This window comes from Leuconostoc suionicum (assembly GCF_001891125.1).
Lineage (GTDB): Bacteria > Bacillota > Bacilli > Lactobacillales > Lactobacillaceae > Leuconostoc > Leuconostoc suionicum.
Genome location: NZ_CP015247.1, coordinates 1,823,193 through 1,838,820 on the forward strand (window position 1 = coordinate 1,823,193; position 15,628 = coordinate 1,838,820).

Genomic DNA, 15,628 nt, shown 5'->3' on the forward strand with positions numbered 1-15,628 from the left:
TGATTACTTGCCCATCAACATGAAGGCGAAGACAATTGACAAAATTGGCATAACTTCGACCAACGCAACACCCAAAAACATACGTGACAACAAACGGCCTTCAAGTTCTGGTTGACGGCTCATACCTGCCAAGAACTGTGAAATCAAAACACCGTTACCAATACCACCACCAACGGCGGCTCCAGCAGCTGCAAGACCTGCTGCGATTACACCAAGATTGTGCAAATCCATTAGATTTCTCCTTATTCGTAGCGCACACACAAGAACGATTTCAAGTGTGCGCATTTATACTATTTTAGATGATACGCTCCCGCGTTTTGTGAGCAAACCAACTCGTGTTATAGAATCATCATTTACACAGTGCTTCTGTAACACAAATCTCATTTGCGAGGACACTCTTACTCGTTACCAGACAATTGTGAGATGAATACACCTGTCAAAATGACAAACACATATGCCTGAATACCACCGATGAAGAGTGAAAAGCCTTGCCAGACCATTTCAATCGGCAATGCTAGCACTGACCAGAGCCCATTAAAGTGCCCAGGCCAGGCCAAACTGTTAGCCACGAGCGTTAGTAACATTTCACCAGCGAAGATGTTACCAAACAAACGCAGTGACAACGTCAAGAAATTGGCTAATTGTTCAATAATATTCAACGGAAGCATCCATGAATATGGGGTGAAAAACATGTTTTTAATATAACCTTTAAAACCAAGTTCTTGCACACCCATACCGTGAGCAACCATTAACGACATAATTGCAAGCGTCATTGTTACAATTGGATCGGCAGTTGGTGACTTAATATAAGTCACACCATCGCCAAGCTTAAATTGTATTAGCAAGCCCATTTCATTTGAAACAATCACAAAGAAGAACAATGTAAATGCAAACAAACCAAACTGGCGCGCTTGCTTCTTTGTTAGTTGTCCATTCACGATACCGTTGGTGAAATCTAACAAATATTCAATTGCATTTTGCCGTTTGTTAGGCTTTACACTAAGTTTGCGAGTCAATACAATTGAAACAATGACAACAATTGCCATAGCCAGCAACGTTGAAATAATCGTTGTCCAATCAAAAGTTAGACCAAGAAACTTAAACGTTGCCGTTGGGTCATCCATGCGCCTTCTCCTTTCTCATATAATTTGGCGAAATGGTCGAAATCGGCTATTCGTCATAACATAAAATATATGATACGCCTTTCAATTTGAAATTCAACCATTTACCGCGATGTTTTTCACAAACTTTTTATTTTCTTTAAGCGAAACGTTGTTAGTTAAGTTATTCCGACCCAAATATAAGAATAATAACGTTTATCAGTATTTTCACATAGTCTTAAATGTATACGTTTACAATGTGTATTCGTATCACAAAATTTAAAATCTTTACAAAACAGTAAACTTCAGACCAATGCGTATTGACTGTCTAATCATTAATAAAAAGAGCCGAATTTTTAACAAATTCCGCTCTCTATGATTTACTTTTCACTTGCAGCCACTTTTGGCAAAACTAAATTCAATACAATGCCCAAAATAGTAGCAATGGCAACACCAGAAAAATCAACTTGTGTGCTTAATTGTAAATGAAAGTTTCCGATACCGACAACCATAATAGGTGCTGCAATCATTAAATTACGTTTCTTACTATAATCAACCTTATTGTCAACGATAACTTGCAACCCTGCAGCCGCAATGACACCGTACAACATAAAGCCAACACCACCCGTAACAGCGCCAGGGATCGTTGAAATCAAAGCCGATAGCTTGCCAACAAAACTAAAGATGACCGCAAAAAAGGCTGCTCCGCCAATGACCCAAACTGAATAAACACGGCTTAATTGCATGACACCGATGTTTTCACCGTAAGACGTTACCGCTGGTCCGCCAATCAATCCAGCAACAACGGAAGCCGTACCATCCCCCGTTAAGGTACGCTTCAAACCTGGATTTTCAAAAAAGTCAGTTCCTGTGATTTTTGACAAAACCATCAAATGTCCTAAATGTTCAGACAGCGTAACTAAAGCTAATGGTGCCATGCTCAATACAGCCGCTGGATAAAAGACGAAACCATCTTTACCAATGAACGTCTCAAAATTAGGTAATTGGAACCAATGGGCAGAAGCCACTGGGCTCAAATCTACTAGACCCGTAATTAAAGCCACAATATAGCCAAAGATGATGCCTAGTAGCACTGGCAATAGTCCTAAAAATCCCTTTAAGAACATATTAAAGGCAATCGTTGCCAACAACGTAACCAGTGCGACCGTAAACACACGAATATCATAATGCCCGTTCATGGTAGTTGCTGAAGAAGCAGCAGAACCAGCTAGACTCAAGCCAATCACCATAATGATTGGCCCCACGACCTCAGCTGGGAAAATATATTCAATCCAAGCAGTGCCAGTAAAAGTTACAATGAAAGCAACAACCAAATATACTAGACCAACAGAGATAATTCCTTGCGCTACGGCTGGATAACCAACCGTCTTCAGTAAGGAAGTCATGGGAATAATGAAGGCAAAGCTCGATCCCATATAAGCTGGTACTTTACCATGTGTAATCAGTAAATGAAGTAGCGTACCAACTCCTGACGTAAACAAGGCTACTCCAGGATTGAGGCCAACAAGTAATGGCACTAAGATAGTAGCGCCGAACATAGAAAACAGATGTTGCAATGATAAACCTAACCATGTAAAAAAGGGTGGCTTATCATGTAAATCATAAATCGCATTATTTTGATTTTTTGACATAAGGGGGTCTCTCCTACAGAATATACTCATTTTATTATAAACAAAATTCCAAAATAATGTCGAAAGATTGCAGAAAAAAAAGACACACTACTCAATCTTATGAAACAGCATATCTTTTATGAATTAAATTACTTAGTTAATGTTTTCTTTGATACAACTGACAGGTCATCAGCCAAATCATATACCAATGGTTGTCCGTTAGCGATTTCAACATTCAAAATGTCATCATCTGAGATGTTTTCCAAGTGCTTAACCAATGCACGCAATGAGTTACCGTGAGCGGCAATAACCACGTTTTTACCAGCTTTCAAATCTTTTGAAATATCTGATTCCCAGAAAGGCAACACACGTTCCAAAGTAATCTTCAAGTTTTCACCCAATGGCAATTCACCCTCAGGTACATCAGCGTAACGACGATCAAATGCTGGGTAAGTGTTACCTTGTACTGTCATTGTCTCTTCGTATGAGTCCAACAATGGCGGCAAAACGTCATATGAACGACGCCAGATGTGAACTTGTTCATCTCCCCACTTTTCGGCTGCTTCAGCTTTGTTTTGACCTTGTAGTGCGCCATAATGACGTTCATTCAAACGCCATGACTTTGCTTCTGGAATAAACAATTGTCCGGCTTCTTCCAAAGCAAAGTGCAACGTTTGGATTGCACGCGTCAAAACTGACGTATACGCTTGGTCAAATTGAATACCTTCAGCAGCCAAAAGATCACCAGCTTCTTTAGCTTGGGCAATACCTTTTTCAGACAACTTTGTGTCAATCCAACCATTAAACAAGTTCAATGCATTCCATTCACTTTGACCGTGACGGATTAATACTAACTTAGCCATGTGTGCTAAACTCCTTAGTTTGTGTTTAATTTAACGACTATATTATACCACGTTTTGGCGACACAAAAAAACACACAACTTATATAAGCTGTGTGTTCCAAAAGAAATTAACCCTTTGTGATGTTTGTTGCTTGCAAACCGCGGTCTGAAGTTTCAACGTCAAATGTAACTGCTTGACCTTCGTCAAGAGTCTTGAAGCCGTCACCTTGGATAGCTGAGAAATGTGCAAATACATCTTCGCCGCTTTCGCGTGTGATGAATCCGTAACCCTTTTCTCCGTTAAACCACTTTACTGTGCCTTTTTCCATGATATGTTTCTCCTTTGGTGTGCTCACCAAGCTGTATTGTTCGTAATTTAAATAATTGGTACTGAGCGCCTTCCGAGAAAAACAAATCAAAATCAAAAACTTTTATTACTCTTACAGTGTAACACATCTACAAAAATTAGCAAGCAATTTGATATTTAATAAAATTAGACAGTAACTTTACTTAATATTTAAAGCTGTCTTAACCGCTTTAACTTGCATTTGTGCTGCCTTATCAGGATCGGTTTGAGCAAGTGCTGCTAACTGCTTTTGTTGTTCGGCAGCAGCGACTTTCTCTGCGTCCGTTTTAGGTGTCATTTTAGCAGACAATGATTTCGCTTGTGCTGTTGTTAATGCGATCCATGTACTTGGTACCTGATACGTAGTGTAGCGATGCTTTAAAGAATTGTTATTGTCAGCGATACCAAACAATAATTTATAGGTGCTATTTTTATAGACCCAACGCGTTGTTTTAGTAACTTTATATGCTTTATTACCAGAAATACTTTCCTGATTAGACGTTGTGTTTAAATCTGGCTTTGCTACATGTGTCTTCTTAGCATCAGAACTAGTTTTATAGATGTAAACATTTTCTTTTCCATTAGTGCCAACAGCTTGATACAATAACATACCAAAACCTTGATTGGCACTTCCGGCTGTATAGATCTGTTCCTTCTTTGTTGTAGTAACCTGTTTCATGCCATAGTGGTCATGCATATTTGCAACAATGCCAACCACTGAAATAACCAGGCCGAGGAACATAATAGATGTAATAGTTAAACGAATAATACGGTTTTCTAACATCATATTTGCTAAAAAGGCTAAGATAGCAAATAGAGCCATAATTAAAATAATCATTTGGAAACCTCCATCTTTGATGGTGTGTTTACTTTACCACTGTGCAAAGTGAATGCAATAAGGACACCTACAATTGCAAAGCACGATGCCAAAAGGAATGATGCGTGAAAACCGTTTAATGTTGCATCAATTGTTTTTTGGGCCCATGCCAATGGATCCTGTCCCTTCAATGCTGAAGATGGTTTATTGCTATCTGTTACTGATTGCATTACTGAAGCCAAGATTGCTGTTCCTAATGATGAAGCAATTTGACGCATTGTATTATTAGCAGCTGTTCCTTGTGCTGCAGTATCAGGAGATAAAGCGCCCATGGCCGAAGCTGTTAAAGGCATCATCGTCATTGCGATACCAAACATACGTAACGTATATAACCCTGTAATATACATAGAAGGTGTATCAGCTGTCATGTAAAATAGTGGAAAGGTACCAATAATTAAGATTGAAAATCCGGTAATAGCCAAGCGCTTAGCGCCGTGTCTATCATAAAAAGCTCCGGCAATTGGAGAGATTAGCCCCATCATTAGAGCACCAGGCAACAATGTTAATCCTGAATGCAAAGGTGTCATTCCACGGATATTTTGTAAGAAGATTGGCAAAATCATTTCAACACCAATCATTGACATCATAACCAAAGAAACCAAGATAGTGGTGATAGTAAATTGCTTATTCTTAAATACTGACATATCTAAGAATGGCTTTTCCATTCTAGATTGGTGCCACATAAATTCCGCAATAATTAAAAGACCAACTATCAACGGTGCAATAACCCAGCCAAAGTCTCCCCAACCATGAGTGGATACCATTGCAAACCCAAACAAAATTAACCCAAAGCCAAAGGTTGACTCGATCAACGAACGAACGTTTAGAGAAATGTTCCTTGTTGGCAATACATCATGAAAGACGAAGAACGATGCAATGATCACAATGATTACCACAGGAAGGTCAATAAGAAAAATTGAGCGCCATGAGTTTTGCAAAGTAAAACCTAGAACCGTATGATCTTTTTCTAAAATCCAGCCCGACAGAGTAGGACCAATGGCAGGCGCCATACCAACAACTAAACCGCCTAATCCCATGGCTTTTCCACGAGATTCTGCATCAAATAACGTTAGTGACACAACCTGCATTAAAGGCATCAAAACACCAACAGCCATCGCTTGTAGTACACGAGCAACCATTAGCAACCAAAAAGCACTTGTTGGCGTCATAAAGGCCAAAAATGTCCCCGCAGTAAATAAAATTAACGCTGATAAATAAAGCGTTTTTGTTGGAATTCTTGTGGTTAAGAAGGCAGAAACTGGCACCATGATACCGTTAGCCATCAAGAAAATTGTTGTAAGCCATTGTACAGTGGAAGCATTAACATCAAACGCTTTCATTAATGCTGGTTGCGCAGTTCCTAGCGATGTCTGCATCAACATCACAGCAAACACACCAATTAATAAGACAAGCATCATGGCTAAGCGGTTAACGCTTTTGCCATGTGTATCTGTAATTGTATCTGACATGTGTAAATCCTTTCATTAGCTTCCCGTTATTTACAGAAAACACTTTGTTACTATTTAACTTCACGTGATTATTTTACGCTTAAAAAAATAATTGTCAACATAGTTGACAATTATTTTCATTTTAATTCGATATCAAAAATATCATGTTGTTGATTAACATAAACAACCACATCAGCAAGTGTTTTTGTCGGCAAAATATAGTCATCCAAATTTTTTTGATTTGTAGTTTGCCACACTTGCATCGCTAATTTTGTAAATTCATCCAAGGGCATTTTGGCATAATTATAGCGCCAACTTGAAGGATCATCTTTTGCTAAAGCAGTTACTTCAAGTGTTCGAGTTAAATACCATTTCTTAATGTCTGCCAGATTAGCATCTATAAATATTTTTAAATCCAGTTGCTCAGCTGGCAACTGCAAAGCAGTTACCCCTTCAATTATAAGAATATTTGGTAGTTCCACAGTCTGCGTTTCATTTGGGTGGATATCGGCAAGCTCCTGTGTATAAATCGGAATATCTACCGACTTTTCCCCCGAATGAAATTGTTTGATTACTTGCTCCAATTGATCAATGTGATAGGTTTGTGGAAAACCTTTTTGTTCAAACAAACCTCGCTCATGGAGTTCTTTATTAGACATCAAAAAATCATCAGTACTAATAACTGTTGATTTCAAGCCGTGCCTACTTAAATTTTCGGCCAAATTACGTGCGAACGTACTTTTCCCAACTGCCACCGAACCAGTGATACCAATGACCATAAATGGTGCAACATATCTACCTTCAATGAAACTAACCAAATCAATCATTAACGAACCTCGTAAAGATCTTTCGCTACATTATTTAATAGCGGTGTCGCATTTTTTTCTGAAAGTAATGTCAAACGGTGCATTGCCCGAGATGCTACAGTGTATAGTAAACGACGTTCACTGTTATCAGTATATCTCGTTGTATCCGCATGCCATATAATAACTGCATCAAATTCCAAGCCTTTGGCAAGGTAAGATGGCACAATAATGGCACCGGGAGCCAAACGTTGGTTTTCTGATTGAATCAAAGTAACATTTTTATCATTTAGAGCCTGTGCCAAAGATTTTGCATCGGCCAATGTTTTGGTAATAATTGCTGTAGATTCTTGCTCTTGAGCATTACCTTGCAATTGTACTTTTAATAACTGTAATAATTCCTTTTCGCTTTGCCCTATATGGACCACTGGCTTTTCGCCATTTCGATTGAAAGCATCAATATTTTGACCATCAATTAGAATTTCTTTTGTGAAGTCTGTTATTTGTTGTGTTGAACGATAAGTTTGCGTTAATTGAATATTTTCCACACGTTCTGGTGCAAATAGTGTTGCAAAATCTTCTCTTAGATGAGTAGCATTGTCTTTTGTGAAAATGGCTTGATTCAAATCACCTAACACAGTGAATTTGGCCAATGGAAAACTAAATTTCAAAAATGCTAACTGGAATGGTGTGTAATCTTGAATTTCATCAATAAACAAGAAACGAATATCACGCTCACCATGTTTACCAGTAATTAAGTCATAGAGATAGAGATAAATTGTTGTGTCAGCAAGTGATAATTGATGATTTTTTAAATTATTAATCACTTGTTCAACATGTAACTGCCATCCTTCATCTGAAACACCATAAGCTGATAAATCAATATATTTGTGGGCTTCACGCATAAAATCAACGAACTGTGCATTGATATTTAAAAAGCGTCCACGACGAATTTGCTGAGCTAATGGCTTTAACGCGCGCGTTACAATTTGCTTTGCCAAAAACTTTCGTTCCGCCTTTTCACTAGAGAACTCACGTTCTTGTTCACCCTGACCAAGTTGCGTACGACGTGTAACAGCTGCGGCATCCGCCTCTTCATTATCGCCCATTCTGACACGACCTGCGCCAACTAATTCATCATATTCTTGCTTAGATAAATTTTCAATCTCAAGATCAACCCAATCTTTGCGCATTTCTGTTCCTAAACGACTACTTAATATACGCATCAATGTATCACGAGTTGCTTCTAAGCGTTGACTGAGCTTGTAATTTTCATTATATTGATAATAAATTTCAGCGATGCGTTCCTTCGGTATGAGTGGTTCGTTGCGGAATACAATACTGCGGAGCTTCATTCCGTGTTTATTTAAGCTATTTGCATATGCCTCAACAGCTTTAAACATCATTAAACTACCTTTAATGAGTGACAATTTACTGTCTGCTTTATCAATCTCGAAACGTTCCTGCAATGTTTCAACAGCAATTTTAGGCAAGCGACGTGAAGCATACTGATAGAAGGTCATTTGCACCATATTTTGCTCGCCTAACTCTGGCAAAACTTGATCAATATAATCATTGAACAATTGGTTTGGACTAAACAGAATGACTTGTCCACTAGTCAACTTTCCTCGGTAACGGTAAAGCAAATACGCAATGCGTTGCAAAACCGCTGCTGTTTTACCCGAACCAGCTGCTCCTTGGACAAATAATAAGTCAGCATTCGTATTACGAATGATTTTATTCTGTTCTTTTTGAATAGTTGTAACAATTGATTTCATTTTTGTTGATGATTCACCATTTAAAGCATTCATCAACATTGCATCACCAATTGCTTCTTCCGTATCAAAGAGTGTCACGATCACACCATCTTCAATCTGCAACTGTCGCTTCAAGGTCACATGAGCTTTTTGTGAACCATCTGGCGTTAAGTACTCGACATCCCCAATACCGCCATCATAATAAATTGAAGCCACTGGCGCACGCCAATCATATACATAGTAGTTATTGTCATCGTCACTAAAAGATCCAAGCCCAATATAAATTGTCTCGGGTTCACCACTATCACTAACTGATTCACTAAAATCTATACGTGCGAAATATGGCTTTTTAATTTGTTTTTTTAATGTTTCAAAACGTACTTCTGCTCGTGTTTTTGAGTTCTCGCGTTCAGCAAGCATCTGTTGCTGCTGACGCACTGACATAGCTGTTTCAACAATGCCAGAGTACGTGTCTGTCTTTAAGCGCACATCGCCCCAGCTTTTTGAAACATCACTAATGTTCTTATTGGTACGGTTTATCTCAGCTTCGATGTCAATCAACGATTGATTCATCTTCTTGAGGGTTTTGTTCAAATATTGCGTTTCAACTTGTTTTATTTTTTCGTTCAAAATGCATCTCACTCTCTTGATTTCAATGTAATAATTATACGCTTAGTCGTTTCAAATGAACAGCAAAATGAATGTGAAGGAATTATAGTCTTCAAATTAAATAAGTCTAAACTAACTTTTCGTAAATAAAATAAAGTATAATCAGTTGACAAAACAAATTATTCAATATATGATTAGTGAAAGTAGTTAATTAAAGTAATTACTTTTGTTAATCATATCTCGGAGGAAGTATATGAAACCTATTAGTCTCATTTTTTCAGAACTGTATGACAAAGTACTGCTACAATACCAACAGAAATCTGATAGCAGTGAACATTTTCCGAACATGTCGGCAAATGACGAATATTATATCGACCTCTTATACACCCTAGAGAACCCGACTGTAACTAGCTTTGCGGAAAAGGCGAAAATATCTAAACCAGCAGCCACTCGTATTATTCATCGTTTCGTTGCTGAAAAGTACCTAGTCAAAAGGCCTTCTAAAGTCGATAAACGTACCTCTTACCTGGAGTTAAGCCAAGAAATCAAAGAAAACTGTGAAAAAAACCATCAACTATTTGATCAGGTTTTTCTTGACTCGATTTCAGTGCTTTCACCTGAAGAACAAAAGGTGCTTCACAAAATAATGTTTAAAATCAATGAAAAAATATGAACCAAAAAAATATTGAACAACGCAGTCTCATAATTGGATGTTTGTGGCTTTTTTTGATGGGCATATCAGCTCTCACCGCTTATTTTGCGACACATTTAGAGGCATTATTTGTTGATGCATATTTTACACTGATTACATTAACTACTGCCCTGCTATCAATTGTCATATCAAAAATAAGTACTAAAGTTAGCACGCGCTTTCCAAATGGTCTATTCGTCTTAGAGCCATTGTATGCATTTTTTCAGTCACTACTTACAATTATATTATTAATGGTTTCATTAATAACTGTTGGTGGAAAAGCTTACCAATATTTTGTATATGGTCACGGGCATCTCTTAAATATTGCTCCTGTGATACCCTACGAAATTATAATGGTTATTCTATCCTTGACTCTTTCCTATTTTTATAAACATCAAAATAAAAAAATTCATAATACAAGTACCTTATTGTCAGCAGAAACCAAAAGTGCAATGATAGATGGTATAATGTCAGCCGGAATTGGGGCGGCCGCATTTTTCATACTATTCATCTCTAAGAACTCACCATTAAGCTTCCTATTGTATACAGGTGATTCCTTCATTACAGTAATTATTGTTTTGTTCATTATTAGAGTACCATTGCGTATCATGAAAAATGCCTTGATAGAAATTAGTGGCGGCCTAACACAAGATCAAGGCATTAAATCATTCATTGAGGGATCCATTAGAAGCCACTTATCAAACGATTTTGCGATCAATGATTGTAAAGTGTACAAAGTCGGAATGTCATTCAAAGCATGCATAGCAATCAGTAGCAAAACACATATGATTGACACAGAAAAATTAGCAATCTATAAAAATAATATTTTAAATGATCTTTCGCAAAAACTCGCTTTTATAAATATTGTTTTTGTTTATTCTAATGTTGGAAAAAATGAAAAAAGTTAGTACTGTAGCAGTTAAAGGACTTTTTATAAATAGTCCTTTTTTTGTTGCTGATCGATGTTTCTTCACTTCATTATGTTAAAATTTAAATGCCCTTTACATAAAATTGACCTTATCGCAACATCCGTCCAATATACTGAAGTTATCAATTGGGAGGAAAAAAACAATATGCAGTGGACTAGTACAAATTTTAGTGGGCAATCACAAAATAAAGATGGGAATATATTTAAAACAACAGACGGTGAAAAAAAGACCTTCACTATTCTATTGATTATCGGCTTTGCCAGTTTACTAGTTGCAACTTTTTTTGATAAAAATGTGACCTCGGCTGTCATGAATCAAAATTCGATATTTGGTAATATTTTCCAGAATTATGCTGATCAAGGCGCGGGTATCGTGTTGTTCGCTGCCTTCGAGATTATCGCTTGGACAATCTGGCGACGTATTCAAGGGGAAGCATTGAGATATATCATGACTGGTGGTGCATTGGTATTTGCATTCAATCAAATGTTAGCAATATTACAGGACATGCTGAGTTACACGTACTCCATGCTCAATAATTTATCAAAAGGCATCCCCATGGGCGTAGCAAATAACACCTCATCTGTCGCGAACTATCCGGAACCACTTCGTTGGAGTGCTGCACTTATTTTAACGATATTACTATCATTTGTATTTTTCAACTGGCTTAAAAATAAAGACGAGGCAGATATTAGTTATCTACTAAATGCTGCTTTAATTGGTATTGCCGTCGTCTTCATCGCACAAACAACAATTGGCGAGATGAAAACACTATGGGGTCGTTTCCGACCATACGAAATGACAACTGTTTCCGGCAAAGCAATGAGTGAATTTACACCTTGGTATCACTTAAATGGCGTTAATGGGCATAACTCTTTTCCTTCCGGTCACACAATGTCTGGTTGGTTATTCCTATACTTAACTTTCTTCGTTCCTCGCGGAAATATTAGTTTGCAAAAGAAAATGACAATCTTCGGTATTGCGATGGGCATTCTGACTGGACTTAGTCGTGTACGTATCGGTGCACACTGGCTAAGTGATGTGACTGTTTCAAGTCTCATTGTTGGGTCAATTATCTTCTTAGCAAGTCGCCTACTGGCAGCACATTTTGTTGAATCAAAATTAAACTAGAAATAATTTAGCATAAAAAAGCCTATGATATCATAGGCTTTTTTGTTCAAACATGAAATACAATCGGGCCTTTAAACTTCCTGCTCAAATACCCATGTATCGTTTATTTGTCCAAATGAATTAAATGATTGCTTTGTTACCTTTTTAAAACCATTTTTTTGGTAAAAAATACTGTTAATTTCTGTATTAGTGATAAGACACAACTTTTTACCACCTTGCTGTAAGACCATTTTCATTACCTCTTGTAAAGTTTTTGATCCTATTTTTTGACCTTGATAATCTGGTGAAACAACCAAAGTATCCAAGTACCAGTAATTTTTAAATTTTTCAGGCATAATGGCGTCTGACCTAGACAAATTATTCATAATGTTACTGGCTAACTTAGGTGAACATTTAAAAGGTAACTGCCAACCGCCAATTTTAATATAGGTTCCAAAACTAATATGATGATGTTCAGGTTTTTTTAAAATAAAAGAGGCAACCAGTTCTTTACCATCAACACATACATAACAATCATTAGCATTGATGTTAGCTAGTGTATTTAAATACAGTAAAAAATGTAATGTTTTGTGTAATTTTTCTTTATTTGTAGAAACATTGAATAAAGGATAATTTTGAAAAGCATTATAAGTTAGTTCTGTAATTAAATCTAAATCTTTTCGTGTTGCCCTTCTAATAATCAATTTTGTTCTCCAATATTTTTTATTTTTAATACCCAATAATCATACGTTATATTCATTCAATTATCTCATAAAACCAACACTATGTCTATTTTAAAAGAACTAGAGAAATTATTGACAGAACATTAGTTTAGCGCAATAATGGCTGTTAAGAAAGCTGTGTGTCATTACAACAAGGGAGTTCATGGTATGAAGAACATTGGCATCATCATTGGCAGTAATCGACCTAATAGAATTTCATTTGACATTGCCACTTGGGTTCAAAAAAATTTAATTAGCAGTCAATTCCAAACAAATTTAATCGACCTAGCAAAAGTCAATCTTCCTTGGTTAGCGGAACCTGAAATTCCTGCTAAAGGTCATTACACATTAGAAACGACTCAAAAATGGCGTGATTTGATCAATCAATATGATGGTTTTATTATTGTGTATCCTCAATATAATTGGGGTTATCCTGCTATTTTGAAAAATGCACTGGATTCATTGTATAGTGAATGGCAAGGAAAACCGATTAGTACTGTAGTCTTTGGCTCACACGGTGGATTTCAAGCAGATATTGCCTTATCGCTTGTTTTACAAGGACTGCATATGAACAAATTGCCGATTAATTTATCAATTAGCATCAATGACGATATGTTTAGCAATCATTCATTTATCAACATTGATGATGCACTCGCAAAGTACCGACCTGATGTGCAACAATTAGGCGTATGCTTTGAGAATGTGCTAAATAACGAATTATTATAAATATTGGAGTGAAAATTAGTGATTATGCAAAAAAATAATCAAGTCGAAACTATGTTAGATCAAATGAGTGTGGCTTTTTCTGATTCAGAAGTAAAACAAGAACCAGTATTAAGAGAATTAATTCTTAATCTTGCAAAAGAACTCAATAAAACACAAGACACCCGTTTAATGGCATCGAAGATAGTTAAGTCTCTTGTATCATATTATTGGGAAACGAAAAAACAATTACCTCAAGCAGCAATTACCTTACATAATCAAGTAAAAAAACAGGCTACTGTCTATGATGGCATTGCCACCTCTGCCGTAATGTTGCCTGTATGGTTTTAAATACTAAATAAAATCACAAAGAGTTTAAAAGCTCTTATATCAATATGAACTGTTTGAGCAGTTAATGTTGATATAAGAGCTTTTACGTTTTTTCACAAAAATAGACTAAATGAAACAAATTGAAACATTTTTGTAACCATTTGTCTTCTTGTTCGTTATATATATAACAGGAGAAAATAATGGAGATTAATCAATATGAAAACATAGTCCTTGATATCGCACAAGAAGTTGTTCGATTTTTAATAAAAAAAGGCGCTAGACGACAAGATGCGGAAGATATTGCTCAAGATGTAATGGTTAAGCTAATTGAAGCAAATATTATTTTAGAAGAAGTCAAGTTGCGACCTTGGTTTTACAAAGTTGCCCTGTCAAAATTTTATGACAAGTATAGACGAAATAAAAGATATGAAAGTATCTTATATGAACTTTACAATACCTCGGAAACAGCAAACACATTTCATACAAAATTAAACAATTCCAACCTACCTTACGAAGTGCTTAATCAACTTAGTCATTATCAATTACAGCTCATCTATTTAAAATACGATGAACAACGAACTATTAAATTCATAGCTAACGAACTGCATTTTAGCCAAGCTAAAATAAAAATAGATTTATTTAGAACGAGAACACATCTCAAAAAATTATTGGAGAAATATAAAAATGAATGATAATCAAGCATTTGAAAAATTAATCAAAAAAACCAAAAAAAGAAATACCCTTAAAGGTATACTTACTAGTGCGTTATCTACAATCATCGTGCTTCTTATCATTCTTGTCGGCGCAAATTTATTTGTAGCCAATACTATGAATAAACAATTAGAATTACAAGATCAAAAACTAAATATCGAAAATATCGCCTTTTCACCAAATATATTCACAACTGGACAACATACTACTTCCACCGCATGGGCAAAATCAACAACAACCGAAACTCGCATTAAAAATATTGATGGTTATCATATCTATTATTCTGAAAAAACTGTACAAATCGGTCTATCTGGAACACGAAATTTCTCTCACGATAGCATTGATGTTTATAATGCCAAACCCTCAATTATTGCTAAAAACACTAAAACACAAGAAAAAGAACCTATATTTTTTAATCGTTCTGCTACATCAATATATAAAAATTCAAAAAAAATCACTTTATATACACCACCCACGCATGAAGCAAAAACATTGTCTACGATGAAAAACACATTAGCAGAAGTAGCTTTAACCTTTGACAAACCTTATTCTTATAGTGAAATTAAAAAAATGATTCCAGATAATGTCATGATTAATTACTATTGGTTGGGTTTTGGAAATAATAATACTTCAACAATAGAAAGGGTTGGCAATTATATTGGTTTGAATGCTAGCGATGATGGACAAGGTTCTTTGCAGGAAGGTAACACAAAAAACAATACTTACACTGGCTACAAGGGATTGAAACAAGCGTTGACTGACGCAATATCTTTACCGTTAGAGTCGCATATTTCTGACAAAAGCTATATATCATCAATTAAATCACAACTGTCTTCAAACTTAAGCACCGCAAAATTCAGTGGTGTTATTGTCACTGGTAAAACTGATAATCTGCAAAGTCTAGATGATTTGAATTTCGTTTTTGCAAGTAATGTCGGATTAACAACACCAATTGTTCCTTATGAAACACCATTAAAATAGATTATCTTAAATACTAAAAACCATACAGAAATCAAAATTACT

The 15,628-nt window shown here is 36.1% G+C and carries 17 protein-coding genes; 7 read left to right on the top strand and 10 right to left on the bottom strand.

Annotated features, from left to right (window positions below):
- Window positions 1–3: 3 nt before the first annotated feature.
- The 9 genes from atpE to helD all read right to left on the bottom strand — a co-directional run bounded on the left by atpE (window position 4) and on the right by helD (window position 9,434).
- The gene (gene atpE / locus A6B45_RS09145; RefSeq protein WP_002815630.1) at window positions 4–231 is read right to left on the bottom strand and encodes a F0F1 ATP synthase subunit C; all 228 of its coding nucleotides are present in this window, start codon (window positions 229–231) and stop codon (window positions 4–6) included.
- 167 nt (window positions 232–398) lie between these two features.
- Complete coding sequence (gene atpB / locus A6B45_RS09150; RefSeq protein ID WP_072614282.1) at window positions 399–1,124, bottom strand: F0F1 ATP synthase subunit A; 726 nt, start codon at window positions 1,122–1,124, stop codon at window positions 399–401.
- A 356-nt stretch (window positions 1,125–1,480) separates the two neighbouring features.
- The gene (locus tag A6B45_RS09155; RefSeq protein WP_072614283.1) at window positions 1,481–2,752 is read right to left on the bottom strand and encodes a uracil-xanthine permease family protein; all 1,272 of its coding nucleotides are present in this window, start codon (window positions 2,750–2,752) and stop codon (window positions 1,481–1,483) included.
- A 128-nt stretch (window positions 2,753–2,880) separates the two neighbouring features.
- Window positions 2,881–3,594: a 2,3-diphosphoglycerate-dependent phosphoglycerate mutase gene (gpmA, locus tag A6B45_RS09160; RefSeq protein WP_072614284.1), complete on the bottom strand. Its 714-nt coding sequence runs from the start codon at window positions 3,592–3,594 to the stop codon at window positions 2,881–2,883.
- A gap of 107 nt (window positions 3,595–3,701) precedes the next feature.
- Window positions 3,702–3,902 (bottom strand): cold-shock protein, encoded by a 201-nt coding sequence (locus A6B45_RS09165; RefSeq protein WP_002815634.1) that lies wholly within the window; start codon window positions 3,900–3,902, stop codon window positions 3,702–3,704.
- A 177-nt stretch (window positions 3,903–4,079) separates the two neighbouring features.
- Complete coding sequence (locus A6B45_RS09170; RefSeq protein WP_072614285.1) at window positions 4,080–4,757, bottom strand: DUF4811 domain-containing protein; 678 nt, start codon at window positions 4,755–4,757, stop codon at window positions 4,080–4,082.
- A complete protein-coding gene (locus A6B45_RS09175; protein ID WP_072614286.1) occupies window positions 4,754–6,265 on the bottom strand; it encodes an MDR family MFS transporter in 1,512 nt (503 codons plus the stop codon). The genes A6B45_RS09170 and A6B45_RS09175 overlap by 4 nt, the downstream gene beginning before the upstream one ends.
- Window positions 6,266–6,381: 116 nt before the next feature.
- Window positions 6,382–7,071: a nucleoside/nucleotide kinase family protein gene (locus A6B45_RS09180; protein ID WP_072614287.1), complete on the bottom strand. Its 690-nt coding sequence runs from the start codon at window positions 7,069–7,071 to the stop codon at window positions 6,382–6,384.
- The gene (gene helD, locus A6B45_RS09185) at window positions 7,071–9,434 is read right to left on the bottom strand and encodes an RNA polymerase recycling motor HelD (protein WP_072614288.1); all 2,364 of its coding nucleotides are present in this window, start codon (window positions 9,432–9,434) and stop codon (window positions 7,071–7,073) included. The genes A6B45_RS09180 and helD overlap by 1 nt, the downstream gene beginning before the upstream one ends.
- A 232-nt stretch (window positions 9,435–9,666) precedes the next feature.
- On the opposite strand from helD, the gene A6B45_RS09190 reads away from it, so the two are divergent.
- The 3 genes from A6B45_RS09190 to A6B45_RS09200 all read left to right on the top strand — a co-directional run bounded on the left by A6B45_RS09190 (window position 9,667) and on the right by A6B45_RS09200 (window position 12,161).
- Window positions 9,667–10,086 carry a MarR family winged helix-turn-helix transcriptional regulator gene (locus tag A6B45_RS09190; RefSeq protein WP_072614289.1) on the top strand — a complete coding sequence of 140 codons (420 nt, stop codon included), beginning with the start codon at window positions 9,667–9,669 and terminating at the stop codon, window positions 10,084–10,086.
- The gene (locus A6B45_RS09195) at window positions 10,083–11,012 is read left to right on the top strand and encodes a cation transporter (protein ID WP_072614290.1); all 930 of its coding nucleotides are present in this window, start codon (window positions 10,083–10,085) and stop codon (window positions 11,010–11,012) included. Before A6B45_RS09190 ends, A6B45_RS09195 begins: the two co-directional genes overlap by 4 nt.
- A gap of 165 nt (window positions 11,013–11,177) precedes the next feature.
- Window positions 11,178–12,161 (top strand): phosphatase PAP2 family protein, encoded by a 984-nt coding sequence (locus A6B45_RS09200; protein WP_072614291.1) that lies wholly within the window; start codon window positions 11,178–11,180, stop codon window positions 12,159–12,161.
- A gap of 71 nt (window positions 12,162–12,232) precedes the next feature.
- On the opposite strand, the gene A6B45_RS09205 is transcribed toward A6B45_RS09200, so the two are convergent.
- Entirely contained in the window at window positions 12,233–12,844 is a 612-nt protein-coding gene (locus A6B45_RS09205) for a GNAT family N-acetyltransferase (protein WP_072614292.1), read from the bottom strand.
- A gap of 186 nt (window positions 12,845–13,030) precedes the next feature.
- On the opposite strand from A6B45_RS09205, the gene A6B45_RS09210 reads away from it, so the two are divergent.
- From A6B45_RS09210 to A6B45_RS09225, 4 genes are all read left to right on the top strand, one after another.
- A complete protein-coding gene (locus tag A6B45_RS09210; RefSeq protein WP_072614293.1) occupies window positions 13,031–13,588 on the top strand; it encodes an NADPH-dependent FMN reductase in 558 nt (185 codons plus the stop codon).
- Window positions 13,589–13,612: 24 nt separating this feature from the next.
- A complete protein-coding gene (locus A6B45_RS09215) occupies window positions 13,613–13,915 on the top strand; it encodes a bacteriocin immunity protein (RefSeq protein ID WP_072614513.1) in 303 nt (100 codons plus the stop codon).
- A gap of 179 nt (window positions 13,916–14,094) precedes the next feature.
- A complete protein-coding gene (locus A6B45_RS09220; protein ID WP_072614294.1) occupies window positions 14,095–14,586 on the top strand; it encodes an RNA polymerase sigma factor in 492 nt (163 codons plus the stop codon).
- Window positions 14,579–15,586, top strand: coding sequence for an anti sigma factor C-terminal domain-containing protein (locus A6B45_RS09225; protein ID WP_072614295.1), 1,008 nt, complete (start codon window positions 14,579–14,581; stop codon window positions 15,584–15,586). The genes A6B45_RS09220 and A6B45_RS09225 overlap by 8 nt, the downstream gene beginning before the upstream one ends.
- Window positions 15,587–15,628: the final 42 nt, after the last annotated feature.

Bases quoted from the DNA above. Each gene is read 5' to 3' on its own strand.
- A6B45_RS09180 (WP_072614287.1), bottom strand. From the start codon at position 7,071: ATGATTGATTTGGTTAGTTTCATTGAAGGTAGATATGTTGCACCATTT.
- A6B45_RS09210 (WP_072614293.1), top strand. From the start codon at position 13,031: ATGAAGAACATTGGCATCATCATTGGCAGTAATCGACCTAATAGAATT.
- A6B45_RS09220 (WP_072614294.1), top strand. From the start codon at position 14,095: ATGGAGATTAATCAATATGAAAACATAGTCCTTGATATCGCACAAGAA.
- atpE (WP_002815630.1), bottom strand. From the start codon at position 231: ATGGATTTGCACAATCTTGGTGTAATCGCAGCAGGTCTTGCAGCTGCT.
- A6B45_RS09155 (WP_072614283.1), bottom strand. From the start codon at position 2,752: ATGTCAAAAAATCAAAATAATGCGATTTATGATTTACATGATAAGCCA.
- A6B45_RS09200 (WP_072614291.1), top strand. From the start codon at position 11,178: ATGCAGTGGACTAGTACAAATTTTAGTGGGCAATCACAAAATAAAGAT.
- A6B45_RS09190 (WP_072614289.1), top strand. From the start codon at position 9,667: ATGAAACCTATTAGTCTCATTTTTTCAGAACTGTATGACAAAGTACTG.
- A6B45_RS09170 (WP_072614285.1), bottom strand. From the start codon at position 4,757: ATGATTATTTTAATTATGGCTCTATTTGCTATCTTAGCCTTTTTAGCA.
- A6B45_RS09175 (WP_072614286.1), bottom strand. From the start codon at position 6,265: ATGTCAGATACAATTACAGATACACATGGCAAAAGCGTTAACCGCTTA.
- A6B45_RS09225 (WP_072614295.1), top strand. From the start codon at position 14,579: ATGAATGATAATCAAGCATTTGAAAAATTAATCAAAAAAACCAAAAAA.
- gpmA (WP_072614284.1), bottom strand. From the start codon at position 3,594: ATGGCTAAGTTAGTATTAATCCGTCACGGTCAAAGTGAATGGAATGCA.
- atpB (WP_072614282.1), bottom strand. From the start codon at position 1,124: ATGGATGACCCAACGGCAACGTTTAAGTTTCTTGGTCTAACTTTTGAT.
- A6B45_RS09195 (WP_072614290.1), top strand. From the start codon at position 10,083: ATGAACCAAAAAAATATTGAACAACGCAGTCTCATAATTGGATGTTTG.
- A6B45_RS09215 (WP_072614513.1), top strand. From the start codon at position 13,613: ATGCAAAAAAATAATCAAGTCGAAACTATGTTAGATCAAATGAGTGTG.
- A6B45_RS09165 (WP_002815634.1), bottom strand. From the start codon at position 3,902: ATGGAAAAAGGCACAGTAAAGTGGTTTAACGGAGAAAAGGGTTACGGA.